The organism is Amycolatopsis sp. NPDC088138 (assembly GCF_044741685.1).
Classification (GTDB): Bacteria; Actinomycetota; Actinomycetes; order Mycobacteriales; family Pseudonocardiaceae; genus Amycolatopsis.
Map to the genome: position 1 here is coordinate 1,018,896 of NZ_JBIUTB010000001.1, position 19,739 is coordinate 1,038,634.

Sequence of the window (19,739 nt, forward strand, 5' to 3'; positions counted from 1 at the left end):
GGGGGTCAGCGCATCGAGGCGACGAGGCTGGCCGGGCGCAGGTCGGTCCAGTGCGTCTCGACGTACTCGAGGCAGGCGGCGCGGGTGTCCGTGCCGTGCACGGTCCGCCAGCCGGCGGGGACGTCCACAGTGGACGGCCAGAGCGAGTGCTGGTTCTCGTCGTTGACCAGGACCAGGAACGTGCCGTTCTCGTCTTCGAAGGGGTTGCTCATGACTTCTTCTCCTCTGTGAGGGCGGCCCGGCCGAGTGCCGGGGTGGCGACGAGCAGGGCGAACGCGACGAGCGCGACCGCGGCGTGGGCGAACATGGTGAGCGGGACGCCGAGGGCTTCGACCATGACGCCGATCAGGAGGTTGCCGATCGGGGTGGCGGCCAGGGTGAACAGCGCGAGGATCGACATGACCCGGCCGCGCATCTCCGGCGCGGACCAGCGTTGGGCCAGCGACACCAGGACCAGCGCGGTGAGCCCGGCGACCAGGCCGAGTGCGAAGAACGCGGCGATGCTGACGGCCAGGGAGCCCGTGGCGAGCAGCGCCAGGCAGCCGACCTGGGCGCCGAGCCCGCAGGTCGCCAGCAGTCCGGCGCGTTCGCGGGGCGGCCACTTGACGGAGACGATGAAGGCCAGGGACGCGCCGAGCGTCATGGCGGTGAGCAGCCAGCCGGCGCCTTTCTGGCCGCCGAGCAGGACGAGCCCGAGGTTGATCGGCCCGGCTCCGCTGAGCTCGAGGAGCCCGGTGACGATCATGGCGGTACGCAGTGCCGGCCGGACAGCGACGTAACGGCAGCCTTCACCGACGTCTTTCAGGAGCTGCTTGAACCGGACGCGTTCGCGGGGTTGTGCCGGTGCGATGGTCTTGGTGTTCCCGGCGGCGATGGCCGAGACGAGGAAGCTGACCCCGTTGACCACGGCGACGGTGACGAGCCCGCCGAGCCCGGCCAGCCACGACCCGAGGGCGCCCCCGGCAGCCTGCCCGCCGCGCACGGCGGCGAGGTAGACGGCGTTGCCCCGCACGAGGTGCTCGGGCGGCAGCAGGTTGGGCCGCAGCGCGTCGGAGGCCGGGATGAAGAAGGCGCTGGCGACGGCCATGACGACGATGAGCCCGGTCAGCAGCGGCAGCGAAGGCCCGGCGAAGAGCACGCAGACGGCCCCGGTGACCATGGCGGCCGCCCGGACGAGATCGGTGGTGATCAGGACCCGCCGAGGCCCGGTGCGGTCGGCGACCGCACCGCCGACGAGCAGGGTCAGCACCTTGGGCAGCGAGCCCAGGGCGAGCACGAGCCCGGCAACCGCGGGCCCGGCGGATCCGACGAGGGTGACGGAGAGGGCGATCAGCCAGACGGCATCCCCGAAGGAGGACAACCCCATGGCGAGCACCAGTCCGAGGAAGGGAGCAGGCAGCACAGACCGCGGCTGGCCCCCGGCCACCGCAACACCCGATCCGGCGGCGTTGCGCGGCCCAGCGGCGGCTCCGGATCCGGCAGCGCTGCGCGGCAAATCGGCAGCAGCACTCTCGGCCACCGCAACACCCGATTCGGCGACGTTGCGCAGCCCAGCGGCGGTTCCGGATCCGGCAGCAGCACTCCCGGCCGCGGCGACGCCCGGCTCGGCCAAGACAGGCAGCACCTTCGCCGGTCCGGCCGGGGAGACCGGCGGCAGGCTCGCCGGCTCGGCGGTCATGCCACACCTCCAGCGGAGTCCGATGTGGACAACCCGGCCGGGCAGACAACCCCACCCGGAGCACAGCCCCGCCTGGATGCGCCGGCCCGGGGTCGTGAGTGGGAAACAGGGTTAGAACACTGTTTCCCACTCACGACAAGCCGCGGCAGACTCCACAACCGGGCGGTCATGACAGCACCTGCTCACGAACCGCGTCCGCCTGGCCCGGGAACCAGACGTCTTCCGGGGTCAGAGCGTCCGCGCGGTACTGGCCCAGCGCGCTGATCAGCAACCGCAGTTCCAGCGCCAATGCCTCCACGAACCGGACCAGACCCTCGCGCGGGTCGGTGTCCACCGCCAGCAGTGCCGCCCGCCCCAGGCCGGCCGCGCGCGCTCCCAGGGCCAGGACCTTGGCGACCCGGGTCCCTTCCCACATCCGGCCGGACGCCAGCAGGCAGCCCTCCGGCGTCCCGATCCGCGAAAGGCACTCGGCCAGCGGAAGGCCGACGCCGAGGAACGCCGTCGGTGCCCAGCCGGTGCCGCCTTCGGCGCCGTCGACCGTCACGGCGTCCGCACCCGCCGCCCAGGCCACCGCGGCCGCCGCAGCGACGTCACGGCCCGGGAGCAGCTTCACCCACACCCCGGCACGCGGGAAGTTGTTGCGCATCAAGCGGATCTGCTGACGCAGGATCTCCGAGGTGAACGTCCCGGGGCTGCTGCTGCGCAGGACACCCTCGCCCAGCGCGAGGTCCACGGTGTACAGCTCGGCGAGCCGGTCCGCCGAAGAGGAGTCGACCAGCGTCATCCCACCCAGGCCGGGCTTCGCGCCCTGGCCCACCTTCAGCTCGAACGCCAGCCGCCCGGAGTCCAGCAGCGGGGCCGCCGACGGGTCCGAGTACACGAGGTTCCAGACCTCGGCGTCGGCGTCTTCCGTGCTCTGCTGCACGACGACGCCGCCGAGACCGTCCGGCACCGCGTCGCCGTAGGCCCGCAGGCGCTCCAGCAGCGTGCCCGCCTCGGCGCCACCGGTACGGCCGTGGCCGTGGACCGGGACGACGTTCTCGCCGACCACCATCGGGATGCCCAGACGCGCGGCCTGGGCGCTCGCCGCCGCGCCGAGACCGGCGCCGGCGACCTGCGTCGAGCCGAACGCCGAGAGGTACAGCGGCAGGGCCGAAGCGAACCCGCCGATGACGGTGTCCAGCGCGACGTCGCCGTACAGCGGCTCGCGGCCCAGCTCGATCAGCTTCTCCAGCCGCCGCGGCATGAACACCGGCGGCACCAGCCGGGCCGACTCCAACGAGTCAGCACCACGAAAGGAGGTAAACCCGAACAGCGTCGTCCCGTACTCGCCCGCGGGCGGGAAGACCGCGGCGGCACCCAGCCGGGCGCGCGCCCGGACGTCGTCCTCGGGGAAGCCCCCGGCGTGCAGCGCGGTCACGGTGACACCACGCCCGGCAGCTTCGGGAACGCCGTGGCCTGCCACACCGCGTCGAGCCCGGCGACGTAGCGGGTGAACCGCTGGACGCCGAGGCCGAACCCGGCGCTGGCCGGGATGCCTTCGCGGACCAGGTCGAGGTACCAGGCGTACTTGGCCGGGTTCTCCCCCGTCTCACGCATCCGCGTGACGATCCGGCCGTACTCATGCTCGCGTTCGCTGCCGCTGCACAGCTCGCCGTAGCCCTCCGGCGCGATCAGGTCGAAGTTGCGCAGGATCCCGGGCTGGGACGTGGCTTCGCGGTCGTAGAACCCGCGCGAGCCCTTGGGGTAGTCGACGAGGAAGAACGGCCGGGCGTGCTTCTCCGAGAGAATCGCCTCGCCCGCCCAGTCGATCTCGGCGTCGGCGCTCTGCGGGTGGCCCAGTTCGCGCAGGGTCTCGACGGCGGTGGTGTGCGACAGCCGGCCGAACGCGCCGCCGAGCAGGTCGGTGAACGCGCCCGAGTCGCGGCCGAGGGCCTCCAGGACGTCACCGGCGTCCTGGACGACCCGGCGCACGACGTGGGCGACGAGGTCCTGCAGGAGGTCGAGGACGTCGTCGCGGGACGCGCCGGAGACCTCGACGTCGAGCTGGTGGAACTCGGCCAGGTGGCGGCTGGTGTTCGCCGTCTCCAGCGGCTCGAGGCGGACGTTCGGGGCGACGTAGAAGATCTTGTCGAAGCCCAGCAGCGACGCCTGCTTGTAGAGGATCGCGCTGGTCATCAGCTTGTAGCGGTGGCCGTAGTAGTCGATGTCCACCTGCTTCGCGCCGCGGCCGCCCGGGTCGGTGACCGGGCCGATCACCGGCGGCAGCAGCTCGACGAAGCCGCGGCCGCCGAGGAACGCGCGGGCCTCGGAGACCATGCGGTGCTGCAGCCGCAGCACGTGCTTGGTCGTCTCCGCGGTCAGGTGCGTGCGCGGGTCCGGCGGCACGGCGGCGGGATCGGTGTACTCCATGGCGATTTCACTCCCAGCTGGGTCGGCAGAGGTGGTCAGGCGCGGGCGGGTTCGGCGCTCGGGCCCGGCAGGACGGGATCGAGCCGCCGCCGGTGGTAGGACAGGTCGGCGAGCATCCGGGTCGCGCTGACCCGGTCGCGGCTGCGGCGGCCGCCGAGCGCGGCCGGCAGCGGCATCCGCCCGGTGTGCCACCACTGCAGGCGGCCGTCGTCGTCGAGCACGCACCGGGTTTCGTTGCCGTTGTCGGGGTGCAGGCAGTACGGGACGTCGAGCAGGCCGCGTTCGAACGCGGCCGGCAGCGCCTCGGTCAACGTGGGCGCGAGCGAGCGCACCTCGTCGACGAGCAGGCGGGCCTGCAGGTAGACCTCGGTGTCGCCGGACGGCGGCAGCGCGGGCGCGGGCTGGTCGAGCGCGGTGGCGTGGGCCAGCCGCAGCGCGTCGACGTTCTCCTCGACGGTCGGGATCCGGTGGGCCTCGGCGGTGGTCTTGACGATCAGCCGCTCGGTGCCGGTGCGCACGGCCAGCCGCACGCTGTCGGCGAGCAGCTCCCGGGCCCCGGCGGGGCTTTCCGGGAACAGGCCCATGTAGGTGTAGAGGACGACGTGGTAGTCCACGCCTGCGAGTTCCTCGGCGCACAGCCGCCGCATCGCCCACAGTGCTTCGGCGTCCTGCTCGGGGCTGGTCTGCTGGGCGTAGCTGGCGGACACGCTGCGGACGCCGTGTTCGGCGAAGAACAGGCACTCCAGCACCGAAAGCGCGACGAGCAGGCCGGGCGGGCACAGCTGCCCGAGCATGCAGCCGCCGAAGCTCTCCAGGTGGCAGAGCACCCCGCGGTCGGCCTGGGAAGCCAGCAGAGTCGCCGACCGGGACCAGGACGCCGTCGCCGTCCGCAACGGCACGCTGCTGTAGGGCAGGCAGTAGGACACCGGGCCGCCTTCGGAGGCGTCCAGGCCGGATTCGAGCATCGCGGCGAAGATGTCCTCCGGCTGCGGCGAACCGTGCCGCACCTGGATCGGGAACCGCGGGCCGAAGAGGCCGTCCAGGACCTCGGCGGTGACGCCGGTGCCGAGGGCCACGAGCGGGTAGCCGTTGAGCTGGACGCCGGACTCGATCGACATCGCGGCGAGGTCGTGCTGCCCGGTGCGGGTGTAGCTGTCGAGCGTCACGGTGCCGACGGCCGGCACCCCGGCCCCGGCGACCGCGTGCAGCCCGCGGCGCATCATGGCGGGATCCGAGAACCCCATCCGCGGCTGGACGAGCAGCGTCCGGCTGCGGCGGTGCTCGGCCACGAAGCTGCTGAACACCGACCGGGCAGCGCTCACCGCAAGGTCCGGACGTTCGCGGCGACGAACTCGCGGAAGGACTCGATGGCCTGGCCGGAGTCGCCGGCGCCGACGTGGAAGACCGCGTCGTAGCCCAGGGCCAGCAGCTCGGCCTGCAGCTCGCTGTTGGCGTCGCCGCGGACGCCGAGCTTGCCGCCGATGACGGCGGGCAGCCCGGTCAGCCCGGGGTCGGCGCGCAGGGCGGAGATCACCCGGGCGCCGTCGACGTGGCCGTGGCCGTTGATGGTGCTGATCACCAGGCAGTCCGGCCGCTCGTCGCGGCAGGCGGCCAGCAGCCGCTCGACCGGGACGCAGGCGCCGAGGTTGACCACCTCGTGCCCCATCTCCTCCATGATCAGCTGGAGGGCGACGAGGTTCCACATGTGCGAGTCGGACTGGACGCTGGACAGGACGAACTTGAGCGGTGGCCGCCCGGCCACGCCGGGCCGGTCGGGGTGCTGCTCGATCTGGAAGGTGGTCATCGTGCGCTCGCTCCCTTGAGATCGGGGAACGTCCGCGGCGCGGCGGGTGCTGGCCACGAACTGTCACGACGAATAGTCATCGGCTCGCGGCCGGCGCACATGGGTGCCGCGACCCCGCATTCCGGCGGCGCCGCGAGCCCCCATGGCCGCCTCGCGCGCGGGCGTCGCGGCCGCGCGCGCGAGTGCGGAACCCGGTGCGCCGGGGTGCCCCACGTGGGTGATCCACGACATTCGCCGGGGGCTCGTGGCCCGCCCGCACCCGTCCAGGCCCGCCCGCCGAACGGCCCAACCGCCACGTCCGTCCGGCGCAGTCCGCGGGTTCGCGACCAGGCGTTTTCCCGCTCGCACCCCTATGAGCCCCCATGGCGCCCCCACAAGCCGCCGGAATGCGGGCGTAGCACCCCCATGTAACCCAGGTCACCCGCTGTCATGCTCGATCTCGTGACTCCCCCGCAGCCGAACCCGGCGACGACGACGCTCCCGCCCACTTGGTGGGCGGCCGGCCTGACCCCGCGTGAGCGGCGGTCCGGCGGCCTCCGCCCCGCGTGGGTGGACTTCGCCGAGGCCGCGCTCGCGACGGCGGCACCCGCCGCGCCGGCGCCGGGCCCGAGCTGGCGCACGGCGTTCGCGTCCGTGTTCCACCCGTTCGTCGGCGCGGTCCGCGCCGCGATCGCCGACGCCGCAGCGGGTGCGCCCGCCGTCGACGTCGCGCCGGTCGCGGACGGCTGCGCCGCGCAGCTGGGTCACCAGCTCGCCGGGCTCGCCGCCCGCACGCTGGTGCTGGAGCTGGGCCGGGCCCGCCGCGCCGACCGGCTCACCGGGGAGACCGGCGAAGAACGCTTCGCCGACTTCATCCGCCTGGTCGGCACCACCGCCGGGCTGACCGACCTGCTGCACCGCTACCCGGTGCTGGCGCGGCTCGTCGCGCAGGCCGGGCTGTACGCGATCGAGTCGGCCACCGAGCTGCTCGGCCGCTACACCGCCGACCGCGACGCGCTGGCCGGGCTGATCGGCACCGGCGAGCTCGGCCGGCTGATCGAAATCACCGGCGGCACGGGTGACGCGCACCAGCGCGGCCGCTCGGTCCGCGAACTCCGCTTCGACGGCGGCGCCCGGGTCGTCTACAAGCCGCGGCCGCTGGGCCTGCACGCCGCGTTCTCCGACGTCGTCGCGTGGCTCAACCCGCGCGTCCCGGGCCTGGAGCTGCAGACGGTCGACGTCCTGGTCCGGCCCGGGTACGGCTGGCTCCGGTTCGTCGAGCACCGGCCGTGCGCGGACCTCACCGAGGTCGACCGCTTCTACCGCCGCCAGGGCGTGCTGCTGGCCCTGCTGCACGCCCTCGACGGCACCGACGTGCACTTCGAGAACATCATCGCCGCCGGCGACCAGCCGGTGCTGATCGACATCGAGACGCTGTTCCAGCCGGTGCTGGCCGCGGAGGAGCTCGACATCAACGCCGATCCCGCGTCGATCCTGCTGGCCCGCTCGGTGCACCGCACGATGCTGCTGCCGCAGATGATCGTCGGCGAGCACGGCGCGGTCGACATCTCCGGCCTCGGCGGCGGGCGCGTCACGACCCCGGCGCTCGAGCGCGTCGACTGGCTCGACGCGGGCACCGACCGGATGCGGCTGGCCCGCGTCCCCGGCGGCCCCGGTGCTGGCGTCAACCGGCCCACCCTCGGCGGGGTCGACGTCGAACCGGCCGAGCACGGCGCCGCCCTGCTGGCCGGGTTCCGCGCCGGCTACGACGCCATCGCCACCGGCGCGGCGGAACTGGCGCCGCTGCTGGAGCGCTGCGCCGCGCACCAGATCCGGATCCTGGTCCGCCCGACCAGCTTCTACGCCCGGATGCTCGACGAGACGACCCACCCGTCGCTGCTGGCCGACGCCGCCGCGCGCGACGACGCCTTCGCGCTGCTGCACGACGACAGCACCGACGACGTCCGCCGCGCGCTGGTCGAGTCCGAGCTGACCGACCTGTGGGCCGGCGACGTCCCGATGTTCACCGGCGAGCCGGGTTCGGCCGACCTGCAGGACACCAAAGGCACGCGGCTGCCCGGGCTGCTCGACACGACGCCGCTGGCGTCGGTGCTGGCGAAGACCGCCGGGATGACCACGATCGACCGGCGGGACCAGGAGTGGCTGATCTCGGCCGCGCTGGCCACCAGCCCGGCCGAGGAGACCCACGCGGGCACCGGCGTCACCGACGGCGTCCTGCCGAGCAAGAGCCCCGAACCCGCGCACCTGCTCTCGGCCGCCTGCGGGATCGCCGACGCGATCATCGCCCGCGCGTCCTCGGCGGGCGGGCGCGTCAACTGGGTCGGGCTCGAGCTCGTCGACGAGAAGTACTGGACCGTGCTGCCGATGGGCGCCGGGCTCGGCGAGGGGTACACCGGGGTGGCGCTGTTCCTGGCCCAGCTCGCGGACCTGACCGGCATCGACCGCTACCGCGACCTGGCCGGGAAGGCGCTTTCCGGCCTGCCGTGGCTGGTTTCCACGCTCGAATCCGACCCGGAGCTGGCGGACGCGGCCGGGTGCGGCGGGCTGCTCGGGCTCGGCGGCGTGGCCTACGCCCTGGCCCGCCTCTCGCGGCTGCTCGACCGCCCCGGCCTGCTGGAGCTGGCCGCCCGGACCGTCGCGGTGATGCCGGCCGCGACGCCGGCGACGTCGCCGCGGTTCACCACCGGCCTCGCCGGCGGCCTGGTCGCGCTGCGGTCGGTCGCCACCCAGACCGGCCTGGAGAGCGCGACCGTGCTGGCCGACGCCTACGCCGCCGAGCTCGCCGGCCGCTCCATCGACCCCGACCTGGCCGACCCCGGGTTCGCGCACGGCGCGGCCGGCGTCGACTGGGCCCTGATCGGGCACCCGCGGGAGACCGCGACCCTGCCGCCGGCGACCGCGGCGACCGGCCACGGCTGGTGCTCCGGGCTGGCCGGGCAGGTGCTCGCCTACGCCGGGGACCCCGACGTGCTGGGCGGTCTCGACGAGCAGGTCCGGCGCCTGGCCGCCCAGGACCCGCTGCGCGACCTGAGCCTGTGCCACGGCGAAACCGGCATCACCGACGTGCTCGGCGTCCTGGCGGAGCACGGCCACGCCGGGGCCGCGGCCGCCGTGGAGCGCCGGACCGGGCAGCTGCTGACCGCCGTCGAGCAGGACGGCGCGCGCTGCGGCACCCCGGACGCCGTGCCGTCGCCGGGCCTGCTCACCGGCCTCGCCGGGATCGGCTACGGCCTGCTGCGCCTGGGTTTCGGCCCGCGCGTCCCGTCCGCGCTGCTGCTGCAGCCACCGACTCGCTGACCCTTTTCCCCACCCCACCCTCCAGAGGAGAAACGCACGATGCCCGAAATCACCGCCGAGACCGTCGAAGCCACCGTCGGCGCACTGGTGCTCCCGAGCGCGAACCGCTCCGGCGCGCGCAACCAGGCGCTGGCCGGGTCGCGGCCCCGGTTGTCCGGGGTCACTTTGGACACGCTCGGCACCCCGACCGTCGTCACCAACGGCACGTTCGCCCTCTGACGTCTTTCGCCCCGCACGCCCGAGAACTACCGAGAGCGGAGTCAGACCCATGATCGAGCAGGACTTCTCCGGCCAGGACAACCCGATCGGCGACTTGACGCTTCCCCGGACCTGCCGGTCCGGCGCCCGCAACCGCGCCCTGTCCGGGCGGACGGCGCGGCCGAGCCAGCACGACATGAGCACCCTGGACATCACGCCCGTTTTCACCGTCGGTTTCCCCAAGTAACCCCTCACCTGCCCCAGTACTACCGAGAGTGGAGCCACCCGCATGACCGAGCACGACTTCGCCGGCCAGGACAACCCGATCGGCGACTTGATCCTCCCCCGGACCTCCCGCACCGGCGCCCGCAACCACGCCCTCTCGGGCAAGGCGGCGCGCGTGAGCCAGAACTCCCTGACCACGATGGACATCACGGTCGTCACGGGCGGTTTCGCCGAATAGTGAGACGCTCCGGGCGTGGGCAATTCGGCCTACGTCCGGAGGCGTCCCGTCCGGTTATAGTGACCGCGATGGGCATCCGATCTACGCGCCTGATCGGGCGCGACAGGGAGCTCGACGCCCTGTCCCAGGCTTTGGAGGAGGCCCGCACCGACCACGGTGGGGCCTTCTTCCTTGTCGGCGAGGGCGGAATCGGCAAGTCCCGGCTCGCGGCCGACATCGCCTCGCGGGCGCTGGCGACCGGGCTGCCGGTGCTGCGCGGCCGGGCCAGTTCCATCGGCCCGATGGTGCCGTTCCGGCCGCTGGCCGAAGCGCTGCTGTCGCACTTCCGCGGCGGGCTCCCGCCCTCGGCGCCCGAGCTCGACCCGCTCGTGCCGGTGCTCGCCCGGCTCGTGCCCGACTGGTACCGCGGCGACCGGCCGCACGAGAACGGCAACCTGCTCGTGCTGGCCGAGGCGGTGTTCCGGCTGCTGTCGGTGGCCGGGCGCGACGGCGGCTGCCTGATCGTGCTGGAGGACCTGCACAACGCCGACGCCGAGTCGCTGTTCATCGTCGAATACCTCGTCGACAACCTGGCCTCGAGCCAGGTGATGCTGATCGGCACGCTGCGCAACGAGCCGGGTGAGGCGCTGCGCCTGGCGACCGCGGCGGCGCAGCGCTCGTCGAGCCACACCTTCGAGCTGACCCGTCTCGACGCCGGGCGCACCCGCGAGTTCGCGGCCGCCTGCCTGGAGACCGAGCCGGCCATGGTCCCCGCCGCCGTCGCGAACCTGTTGTGGCAGAACAGCGAAGGGGTGCCGTTCGTCGTCGAGGAGCTGCTGCACGGCATGCTCGGCGACGGCCTGCTCGTCGGCGGGCCGTCCGGCTGGCAGGTGGTCGGCGAGCTGCAGGCCCGGGTGCCCGAGGCGTTGATCAGCAGCATCGCCGCCCGGGTGGACGCGCTCGGCGCGGACGGCGAGACGCTGCTGTCGGTGGCCGCGGTGCTGGGCCGGCGGTTCCCGCTGTCGGTGGTGCAGGCGGTGACCGACATGGACGACCGCATGCTGCACAACCACATCAGCGCCAGCGTCGCCGCCCACCTGGTCACCACCGACGAGACCACCCCCGGCTGGTACGCCTTCCGCCACCCGCTGACCGCCGAGGCGCTGCTGGCCCGGCTGGTGCCCTCGACGAAGGCGAACCTGGCGCGCCGGGCGGCCGACGCCGTCGAGCAACTGCACCCGGGCCTGCCCGGTGAGCTGTGCGCGCTGGCCGCGGCGCTGCGGCTGACGGCGATGGACCATCCCGGCGCCGGCCGGCTGTACGCCGAAGCCGGGCGTCGCGCACTCGACGGCGGCGCGGCCGACACGGCGGTGACGATGCTGACCCGCGCCGTCGAGCTGCTGGCCACGGCGGGCCCCGACGACCGGGCCGACGCCCTGGAGTCGCTGCTGCACGCGCTCGGGCAGACCGGGCAGTTCGACCGGGCCGTCGAGTTCTCCGCCCGCTTCGCCGAGATCGGCCGCCTGGAACGGGCGGTGGACCTGCACATCCAGCTGGCGTGGGCGGCCTACATCGGCGGGCGGCACGACGAGTGCCTCAACCAGATCGAGCAGGCCCGCGCCCCGCTCGGCGGCGAGATCACCGAAGAGCAGAAGGCGGGCCTCGACGCCGTCGAAGCGTCGCTATGGCTCGACATCCCGGGCCCGGCGCACACCGAGCGGGCCCGGAAGCTGGCCGAGCAGGCGTGGGAGGTCGCCGAGCGCGCGGGCGTGCCGTTCGTGTCGTGCCAGGCGCTGCAGGTCCTCGGCATGGTGGCGCTGGAGACGGACCTGGCCGAGGCCGAGCGGTACCTGCAGCTGGCGCGGCGGATGGCCGAGCGGCACCAGCTGACGCACCTGCGCACCCAGGTGCTCGTCCGCCTCGGCGGGCACCGGATGCTCGCCGAGGGCGACGTCCGCACGTTCGACCTGGCCCGCGCGGAGGCCCAGCGCACCGGCGCGATCACGCTGACCTGCGCGGTCGACGCGAGCCGCGCGGTGCACGCGGTGATGCGGGGCGAGTTCGCGCAGGCCGAGACGATCCTGAGCGAGAACCTCGCGGTGCTCGGCCGGCTCCGGCTGGTCGCCCTGCAGCAGTACACGCACATGACCCGCGCGATGGTGGCCGCGCACCAGGCGGACCGGCCGGGGATGGAACGCGCGCTCGAGGACTTCCGCGCGGAGGGCGGCGCCGGCGCGCAGGAGCTCGTGCTGAGCGTCGGGCTGGCGCAGGTGTTCTGTTCGCTGCTCGAAGAGGACGCCGACCGCGCGCGCCGGGAGCTGGCGCAGGTCATGGCGCTCGAAGAGCAGCAGCCGAGCCGGTTCCACCTGGCGGGCCAGCACGGGTTGCGGCTGCTGATCGAGGCGCTCGACGGGACGGAGACCGATCCGGACGGCCCCCGGGCCGCGGTCAGCGGGATGCGCTGGAACCGCCAGTTCGTGTTGCTGGGCGAGGCGGTCCGGCACGGCCGCGCGGGTGAGGCGGGCCTGGCCGACGAGGCGCTCGCGCGGGCCGTCGACACCGCCGCGCCGTTCCCGGTCAGCCGGCACCTCGGGCTGCGCATGATCGCCGAGTCCGCCGCGGCCGACGGCTGGGGTGACCCGGTGACGTGGCTGAAGGAAGCCGAGGAGTACTTCCACCAGGCCGGCATCACCGCGGTGGCGAGTGCGTGCCGGGGTCTGCTGCGCAAGATCGGCGCGCCGGTGGGCCAGCGCCGTGAGGGCTCGGACCGGCTCCCCGCCGACCTGCGTTCCGCGGGGGTGACGGTGCGGGAGTACGAGGTGCTGCAGCTGCTGGCGGACAACATGGGCAACAAGGACATCGCTCGCCGCCTGCACATCTCGCCGCGCACGGTGGAGAAGCACGTGGCGAGCCTGATGGCGAAGTCGAACCTGCAGAACCGCACCGCGCTCACCGAATACGCGTCGAGCACGCGGAACGCCTCGAGGTAGCACGCGACGCACTCGTCGCGGTTTTGTCGAGCCCGAAAAATACGCAGGCAAGCTGGACAGTTTGAGGTGCGCAGCCTAAGCTGCACATTGTGAGTGAAGACTTTGCGCCGTCCTCCGTCCAGGGCTCCCAGGTGGTCCGCACGGTCATCGGCCGGCTGCGGCGCCGCATCCTCAACGCCGCGCAGGACGAGGACCTCACCTTCGGCCAGGCCTCCGTCCTCGCGCGCCTCAGCGGGTGGCAGGGCGTCACGGCCAGCCAGCTCGCCGCCGCGGAAGGGGTCCGGCACCAGTCGATGACCTCGACGCTCGCCGCGCTCGCCGCGCTCGGGCTGATCGAGCGCAACCCCGACCCCGACGACGGGCGGCGCGTGCTGATCGGCCTGACCACCGAGGGGCTCAAGCGGGTCGAGGAAGGGCGCCAGGCCCGCAGCGAATGGCTCGCCGGGCAGCTGCAGGAGCGGTGCACGGAAGAAGAACGACAGGTGGTGATCGCCGCCATGGACGTGCTGGAAAGGCTGACCGATGACTGAGCCGACCGATGAGTGAGCGGACTTCGACCGCGACCAGGTTCGACCGGCGGCTGCTGCCGCCGATGCTGCTGGGTTCGGTGCTGAACCCGATCAACTCCACGATCATCTCCGTCGCGCTGATCCCGATCGGGCGTGCGCTGGGGGCACCGCCGTCGAAAACGGCGTGGCTGGTGTCCGCGCTGTACCTGGCCACCTCGCTCGGGCAGCCGGTGATGGGCCGGCTCATCGACCTCTTCGGCCCGCGGCGGCTGTTCCTCGCCGGCACCACCCTCGTCGGACTGGCCGGGGTGCTGGGCACGTTCGCGCCGAACATGGAGGTGCTGATCGCGTCGCGGGTCCTGCTCGGGTTCGGGACCTGCGCCGGTTATCCCGCCTCGATGGCGTTGCTGCGCAGCGAGTCCCGGCGCACGGGCGAGGACAACCCCAACGGGGTGCTGACCGCGCTGGCCGTGGCCAACCAGACCATCGCCGTCATCGGCCCGCTGCTGGGCGGGCTGCTGATCGGGGTGGGCGGCTGGCGGGCGACGTTCGCGCTCAACGTGCCGCTCGCGGCCGCGGCCGTCCTCTTGGGACTGCTCCGCCTGCCCAAGCACACCGGCGAGTCACCCGGGCGCGGGCAGCTGGCCGCGCGGCTGGACCTGCCCGGTATGGGCCTGTTCGCCGCGATGCTGGTGTCGCTGCTGCTGTTCCTGATGAACCTGCACCTGCGCAACTGGTACCTGCTGGTGATCACCGTCGCCGCGGGTGCCGCGTTCGGGGTGCGGGAGCTGCGGGCCGCGAGCCCCTTCATCGACCTGCGGGTGCTGGGCGGCAACACCCCGCTGCTGGCGACCTACGCCCGCGCGGTCGTCGCCTACGTGGTGGCCTACTCCTTCCTCTACGGCTTCAGCCAGTGGACCGAGGAGGGGTTCGGGCTCTCGGCGTTCCACGCCGGACTGGTGCAGATCCCGATGTTCGTCACGGCGATCGGCGTCTCACTGGTGGCCGGGCGACGCCGGGGCGTGCGGGGCAAGCTCCTGGTCGGCGCGGTCGGGCAGATCGTGGCCTGCCTGGTGATGCTCACCCTGGGCGGGGAAAGTCCACTGTGGATGCTGCTGCTGGTCGCGCTGATCTTCGGTGTCCCGCAGGGGCTGAACAACCTGGCCCTGCAGAACGCCGTCTACTTCCAGGCCGATCCCGAGCGCACCGCGTCCTCGGCCGGGCTGCTGCGCACCTTCGCCTACGTCGGCTCGATGATCGCCTCCGCCACGACCGCGATCTCCTTCGGCGACCGCGCCGACACCGGCGGCATGCACGAGCTGGCCTGGGTGATGCTCGCCGCCGGCGTGCTCTACCTGCTCGTCACGCTCTTCGACCGCACCCTCGGCCGTGTCCGCGCGCCGGGAACCGACTGAAAGGCACCACCTTGTCCCGCACCGCCCTGCTGCTGATGGACCTGCAGCGCGCCAACCTCTCGCACGTTCCCGACGACTACCTGCCCCGCGCCGTCCAGGCGCTCGAGGCCGCCCGGGCCGCCGGGATCCCGGTCATCCACATCGTCGTCCAGCTGCGGGAGGGGCACACCGACGCCCACCCGCGCAACAAGATGTTCGGCTCCCTGCCCGGCCACCTGTTCACCGCCGACGACCCCAACGCCGCCATCCACGACGACGTCGCGCCCGCCGACGGCGAGCTCGTCGTGGTCAAGAACCGCGTCAGCGCCTTCGCCGGCAACAACCTCCGGCAGCTCCTCGACGCGCAGGACATCACCTGCCTGGTGCTGGCCGGGATCGCCACGAGCGGCGTCGTCCTGTCCACCACCCTGCAGGCCGTGGACCTCGACTACGCGGTCACGGTGCTGTCCGACGCCTGCGCCGACCGCGACCCGGCCCTGCACGACACGCTGGTGAGCGACGTCTTCGCCCGCCGCGGCGACGTCGTGACCGTCGAGGAGTGGGCGAAGAGCCTCGCCGGCTGACCGGTGTCAGCCGCCGTGGGTGGAGTCGCTCTGGTAGGTGGTGTAGGTGTACGGGTTGTCGAGCACCTTCGTCTCCGGGACGTCGGGGTTCATCCCCTGCCGCCACGCTTCCTCGCCCAGCCGGGAGCGCAGGTAGTCCACAGTGGACTCCACCTCGCGGCGGACCGCCGGGAGGTCCACGCCGACGAGCCGGCCGTCGGCCTTCACGATGCGGCCGTTGACCAGGACGGTGTGGACGTCGGCCCGCTGGGCCTGGAACGCCACGTGGCCGTACGGGTTCAGCAGCGGGAACGACACCGGCGAGGCATCGTTCTTCAGCAGCACCACGTCCGCCTTCTTGCCGACCTCGAGACTGCCCAGGTCATCCGAGCGGCCCAAGGCCGTGGCGCCGCCCCGGGTGGCCCAGTCCACGACCTGCTCCGCGCGCAACGCCGCGTGCGTGACGGTCTCGCCCAGCTTGTGGGCCTCCAGATGCTCGCGCGAGCGGTCCGCGCCGAGGGTGGAGCGCATCGCCGAGAACAGGTCGCCGCTCCACCAGACCGACGTGTCCATCGACAGCGACACCGGGATGCCGTAGGCGCGCAGGGCCCAGGTGGGCGGGTAGCCCTGGCCGGCGCTCTGCTCGCTTTCGGTCGACACCGACACCGAACCGCCGGTGGCCGCGATGCGGTGGTAAGAGTCGGACGAGAGGGACGCGCTGTGGACGTAGACCGTCTCCGGCGTCATGAAGCCGTTCTCGTACATCAGGCGGATGCCGTCGTCGCCGGTCGCGCCCCACACACCCGCGTGGGTCGTGACCGGCACGCCCAGTTCGCGTGCCACCTCGAAGGCCGGCTTCTCGGGGAACGCCGGGTCGCCGGTGACGTCGAAGGCGACCTGGAAGCCGAGGTCGCCGCCGGCGCGGCGGGAGACGAAGTCGCGGAACTCACGCGTGCCCGTCCACGTCGCCGGGGCGTCCTGGATGTTGCCGTAGGCCAGCACGAACCGGCCGGGCACGGCCTCGAGGGCGTCGGCCGCGGCGTCGGCGTGCTGGGTGGTCTGCAGGCCGTGTGACCAGTCCACGGTGGTCGTGACGCCCGCTTCGAGGGCTTCCCACGCACCGAGCAGGTTGCCGGCGTGGATGTCCTCGGGGCGGAAGATCTTGCCCCACTCCAGGTAGTACCAGACGAAGTACTGGGTCAGTGTCCAGTCGGCGCCGTAGCCGCGCATGGCGGTCTGCCACATGTGCCGGTGGGTGTCGATCATGCCCGGCATGACGATCCCGCCCGCCGCGTCGATCTCGACCGCGCCCGGCGGGGCCTCCAGGGCGGGGCCGATCGCGGCGATCCGGTCGCCGGTGACCAGGACGTCGGTGTCGGTGAGGACCCGCCGCGTCTCGTCGAGGGTCAGCACCGTGCCGCCCCGCAGGAGTACGGGTCTGCCGTCGGTGGGCTGCGTCATCGCTGCCTCTTCTCTGCGCATTTTCTGCGTACACTCGTCCGCTGGACGGACACAGGCTGGGCGCAGTCACTTTTGCCCAGTGCCGGGCCGGTGTCAATCCCCGCCGCTACGCTGCCCGTGGCGGCTACGCAAGAGGGAGGTCGCGATGCCACGCGAGGGAACCGGTCCCGACTTCATCGAAGCGCTCGCGCGCGGGCTCGAGGTCATCACGGCGTTCCGCCCGCACCAGCAGGCGATGACGCTGGCCGAGGTGGCCACGGCGGCGAACCTGGCCCGCCCGACGGCCCGGAGGATCCTGCTGACCCTCGAAGAGCTCGGTTACGTCCGCACCGACGGCCGCGGTTACTCCCTGACACCCCGGGTGCTCGACCTCGGGGTCGCCTACGTGCGCTCGGCCGGCCTGTGGGACGTCGCCCGCCCGCACCTGGAACGGCTGGTCGCGCGCACGAACGAGTCGTGCTCGATCGCCCAGCTCGACGGCTCCGACATCGTCTACGTGGCGCGGGTGGCGGTGCCGAAGATCGTGGGGCTCACCGTGCAGATCGGCACCCGGTTCCCGGCGCTGCCGACGTCGCTGGGCAAGGTCCAGCTCGCCGCGCTGCCGCCGGACGAGCTGGACGCAGTGCTGGCCGAGCCGACCCGTTCCGGGCTGGTCGCGCGCTGGCAGCCGGACCGGGCCGAGCGCGACACCGAGCTGCGGGAGGTGCGGGCCCGCGGGTGGGCGCTGACCGACGAGCAGCTCGCGCTGGGCATCCGGTCGGTCGCCGCGCCGCTGCGCGACGGGTCGGGCCGGGTGATCGCCGGGGTCAACGTCAACTGCCACGCCGCCGAGACGCCGGTCGACCGGCTGCTGGAGCACCACCTGCCGCTGCTGCTGCAGGCCGCCGGGGACATCAGCGCGGACTTCGCCCGGCTGGCCGACGTCCCGCACGTGACGGTCCCGGCGTCTTGACCGCGGTGAGCTACTCCCCCAGACTGAGCGGACATACGTCCGACTGACGGACATCGGAAGGCGAGGGTTCGGGTGGACAACAACGCGGCCGGTCCGTTGACCGGGCTGCTGGTCGCGGACTTCTCCCGGGTGCTGGCCGGGCCGTACGCCACGATGCTGCTGGCCGACCTGGGCGCGGAGGTCGTCAAGGTCGAGGGCCCGCAGGGTGACGAGACCCGCACGTGGATGCCGCCGGTGCGCGGCGACGTTTCGACCTACTACCTGGGGATCAACCGCGGGAAGCGCTCGATCGCGCTGGACCTGCGCGAGGAGGCCGATGCGGTCGTCGCGCGCGAGCTGGCGGCCCGCGCGGACATCCTGATCGAGAACTTCAAGCCGGGCGGGCTGGCCAAGTACGGCCTCGACTACGACAGCGTCCGGGCCGCCAACCCGGGGTCGGTGTACGCGTCGATCAGCGGGTTCGGCTCGGGCGAGGGCCGGCACGTGCCCGGGTACGACCTGATGGTGCAGGCGATCTCCGGGCTGATGAGCCTCACCGGCGACCCGGACGGCCCGCCGTACCGGGCCGGGATCTCGGTGTTCGACGTGATGGCGGGCAACCACGCCGTGATCGGCATCCTGGCCGCGCTGCGCCACCGCGACGCGACCGGCGAAGGTCAGCACGTCGAGGTGAACCTGCTGTCTTCGGCGCTGACCGGGCTGGTCAACCACAGCTCGGCCTACGCAGCGGGCGGGGTGGTGCCGTACCGGATGGGCAACGCCCACCCCAGCGTCTTCCCGTACGAGCCGCTGCCCACCGCGGACAACGACCTGATCGTCGCCGCGGCCAACGACGGCCAGTTCCGCCGGCTCTGCGAAGTCCTGGACCTGCCCGGCGTCCCCGACGACCCGCGGTTCGCGCGCAACGCCGACCGCACCAAGAGCCGCGAAGAGCTCCGGCCGATCCTCGTCGAGCGGCTCGCCACCCGCGGCGCGGTCGAGTGGTTCGAGGCCCTGACGAAGGTCGGCGTGCCGTGCGGGCCGATCAACACCATCGACGGCGGCTTCGCGATGGCCGAACGCTTCGGCCTCGACCCGATCGTCGAGGTCGGCGAGGGCGACCGCGCGGTGCCGACCACCCGCCACCCCATCCGCTTCTCCGCCACCCCGGCCGCCTACCGGCTGCCGCCGCCGGAGCTCGACGAGCACGGCGCCGAGCTGCGGGCGTGGCTGACCATCCCACGGGAGGACGGCGATGGCTGACCAGCCGGTCTACGAAACGGCGCTGGGTGCGTCCACTCGCGACAAGATCACCCTGCTCGGCCACGACCTCGCCCAGGACGTGATGGGCCAGGTCGGCTTCGGCGAGCTGGCATTCTGGCTCGCCACGCAACGACGTCCGTCCCAAGGCGAGACCCGGGTCTTCGAAGCGGTGCTGGCCGCGCTCGCCGACCACGGGTTCACCCCGACCGCGATCGTCACCCGGCTGACCTACCTCTCGGCGCCCGACTCGGTCCAGGGCGCGCTCGCCGCGGGCCTGCTCGGCGGCGGTTCGCGCTTCCTCGGCGTCACCGAAGACTGCGGCCGGTTCCTCCACGACGTGCTCGTCGAGGCGGAACCGCGGCCCACCGATGACGCGGGCTGGGACACGCTCGCCCTCAAGACCGTCGAAAGCATGCGGGCGCAACGGAAGTTCGTCCCCGGGCTCGGGCACCACGTGCACAAGGACGGCGACCCGCGCACGGCGCGGCTGTTCGAGATCGCCGCCGAAGAGGGCCTGCGCGGCCCGCACCTGGAGCTGTTCGCGGCGATCGGCCGGGTGCACCCGCGGGTGCTCGGCAAGACGCTGCCGCTCAACGGCGCAGGCGTCTGCGGCGCCGCGCTCGCCGACCTCGGCCTGCCGCTGGAGCTGCTGCGCGGGTTCGCGTTGCTGGCCCGGACGGCCGGGCTGATCGGGCAGCTCGCCGAGGAGCTGCGCCACCCCGTCGCGAACGACATCTTCCTGTCGGTCGACCTGAACAACCGGTCCGTCGCCCCGGACCCGGAATCCTGAGAGGAAC

18 protein-coding genes are annotated in these 19,739 nt (G+C 73.1%); 11 read left to right on the forward strand and 7 right to left on the reverse strand.

The features are described 5' to 3' along the window. Positions 1-5 precede the first annotated feature (5 nt). From ACIOD2_RS04605 to ACIOD2_RS04630, 6 genes are all read right to left on the reverse strand, one after another. Positions 6-212 (reverse strand): MbtH family protein, encoded by a 207-nt coding sequence (locus ACIOD2_RS04605; protein ID WP_400534383.1) that lies wholly within the window; start codon positions 210-212, stop codon positions 6-8. Beyond that, positions 209-1,678 (reverse strand): MFS transporter, encoded by a 1,470-nt coding sequence (locus ACIOD2_RS04610; protein ID WP_400534386.1) that lies wholly within the window; start codon positions 1,676-1,678, stop codon positions 209-211. The genes ACIOD2_RS04605 and ACIOD2_RS04610 overlap by 4 nt, the downstream gene beginning before the upstream one ends. A gap of 166 nt (positions 1,679-1,844) precedes the next feature. Then, positions 1,845-3,098 carry a glutamate synthase-related protein gene (locus tag ACIOD2_RS04615; protein WP_400534389.1) on the reverse strand — a complete coding sequence of 418 codons (1,254 nt, stop codon included), beginning with the start codon at positions 3,096-3,098 and terminating at the stop codon, positions 1,845-1,847. Beyond that, entirely contained in the window at positions 3,095-4,090 is a 996-nt protein-coding gene (locus ACIOD2_RS04620) for an asparagine synthetase A (RefSeq protein ID WP_400534392.1), read from the reverse strand. The genes ACIOD2_RS04615 and ACIOD2_RS04620 overlap by 4 nt, the downstream gene beginning before the upstream one ends. Before the next feature lie 35 nt (positions 4,091-4,125). Continuing rightward, positions 4,126-5,412 (reverse strand): methylaspartate mutase, encoded by a 1,287-nt coding sequence (locus tag ACIOD2_RS04625; protein WP_400534395.1) that lies wholly within the window; start codon positions 5,410-5,412, stop codon positions 4,126-4,128. Then, positions 5,409-5,894, reverse strand: a complete 486-nt coding sequence (locus ACIOD2_RS04630) for a cobalamin B12-binding domain-containing protein (protein WP_400534398.1) — start codon at positions 5,892-5,894, stop codon at positions 5,409-5,411. Before ACIOD2_RS04630 ends, ACIOD2_RS04625 begins: the two co-directional genes overlap by 4 nt. A gap of 441 nt (positions 5,895-6,335) precedes the next feature. Here ACIOD2_RS04630 and ACIOD2_RS04635 point away from each other — a divergent pair, with 441 nt between their 5' ends. From ACIOD2_RS04635 to ACIOD2_RS04670, 8 genes are all read left to right on the forward strand, one after another. Beyond that, positions 6,336-9,191, forward strand: a complete 2,856-nt coding sequence (locus ACIOD2_RS04635; protein WP_400534401.1) for a type 2 lanthipeptide synthetase LanM family protein — start codon at positions 6,336-6,338, stop codon at positions 9,189-9,191. 39 nt (positions 9,192-9,230) lie between these two features. Beyond that, positions 9,231-9,410 (forward strand): hypothetical protein, encoded by a 180-nt coding sequence (locus ACIOD2_RS04640; RefSeq protein WP_400534404.1) that lies wholly within the window; start codon positions 9,231-9,233, stop codon positions 9,408-9,410. Between the two features lie 49 nt (positions 9,411-9,459). Next, on the forward strand, positions 9,460-9,636 hold the full coding sequence (locus ACIOD2_RS04645) for a hypothetical protein (RefSeq protein ID WP_400534407.1): 177 nt from the start codon (positions 9,460-9,462) through the stop codon (positions 9,634-9,636). A gap of 42 nt (positions 9,637-9,678) precedes the next feature. After that, a complete protein-coding gene (locus ACIOD2_RS04650) occupies positions 9,679-9,852 on the forward strand; it encodes a hypothetical protein (protein ID WP_400534410.1) in 174 nt (57 codons plus the stop codon). Positions 9,853-9,920: 68 nt separating this feature from the next. Then, positions 9,921-12,821: an AAA family ATPase gene (locus ACIOD2_RS04655; protein WP_400534413.1), complete on the forward strand. Its 2,901-nt coding sequence runs from the start codon at positions 9,921-9,923 to the stop codon at positions 12,819-12,821. An 89-nt stretch (positions 12,822-12,910) separates the two neighbouring features. Further along, positions 12,911-13,351, forward strand: coding sequence for a MarR family winged helix-turn-helix transcriptional regulator (locus ACIOD2_RS04660; protein ID WP_400534415.1), 441 nt, complete (start codon positions 12,911-12,913; stop codon positions 13,349-13,351). 8 nt (positions 13,352-13,359) lie between these two features. Then, the gene (locus ACIOD2_RS04665) at positions 13,360-14,745 is read left to right on the forward strand and encodes an MFS transporter (RefSeq protein ID WP_400534418.1); all 1,386 of its coding nucleotides are present in this window, start codon (positions 13,360-13,362) and stop codon (positions 14,743-14,745) included. Between the two features lie 11 nt (positions 14,746-14,756). Next, complete coding sequence (locus tag ACIOD2_RS04670) at positions 14,757-15,308, forward strand: cysteine hydrolase family protein (protein ID WP_400534421.1); 552 nt, start codon at positions 14,757-14,759, stop codon at positions 15,306-15,308. A 6-nt stretch (positions 15,309-15,314) separates the two neighbouring features. Here ACIOD2_RS04670 and ACIOD2_RS04675 read toward each other — a convergent pair whose 3' ends face one another. Next, a complete protein-coding gene (locus ACIOD2_RS04675) occupies positions 15,315-16,748 on the reverse strand; it encodes an amidohydrolase family protein (RefSeq protein WP_400534424.1) in 1,434 nt (477 codons plus the stop codon). 145 nt (positions 16,749-16,893) lie between these two features. Here ACIOD2_RS04675 and ACIOD2_RS04680 point away from each other — a divergent pair, with 145 nt between their 5' ends. From ACIOD2_RS04680 to ACIOD2_RS04690, 3 genes are all read left to right on the forward strand, one after another. Further along, positions 16,894-17,700, forward strand: a complete 807-nt coding sequence (locus ACIOD2_RS04680; RefSeq protein ID WP_400534427.1) for an IclR family transcriptional regulator C-terminal domain-containing protein — start codon at positions 16,894-16,896, stop codon at positions 17,698-17,700. 72 nt (positions 17,701-17,772) lie between these two features. After that, positions 17,773-18,942 (forward strand): CaiB/BaiF CoA transferase family protein, encoded by a 1,170-nt coding sequence (locus tag ACIOD2_RS04685; RefSeq protein ID WP_400534429.1) that lies wholly within the window; start codon positions 17,773-17,775, stop codon positions 18,940-18,942. Continuing rightward, complete coding sequence (locus ACIOD2_RS04690; protein ID WP_400534432.1) at positions 18,935-19,732, forward strand: citryl-CoA lyase; 798 nt, start codon at positions 18,935-18,937, stop codon at positions 19,730-19,732. Before ACIOD2_RS04685 ends, ACIOD2_RS04690 begins: the two co-directional genes overlap by 8 nt. Positions 19,733-19,739: the final 7 nt, after the last annotated feature.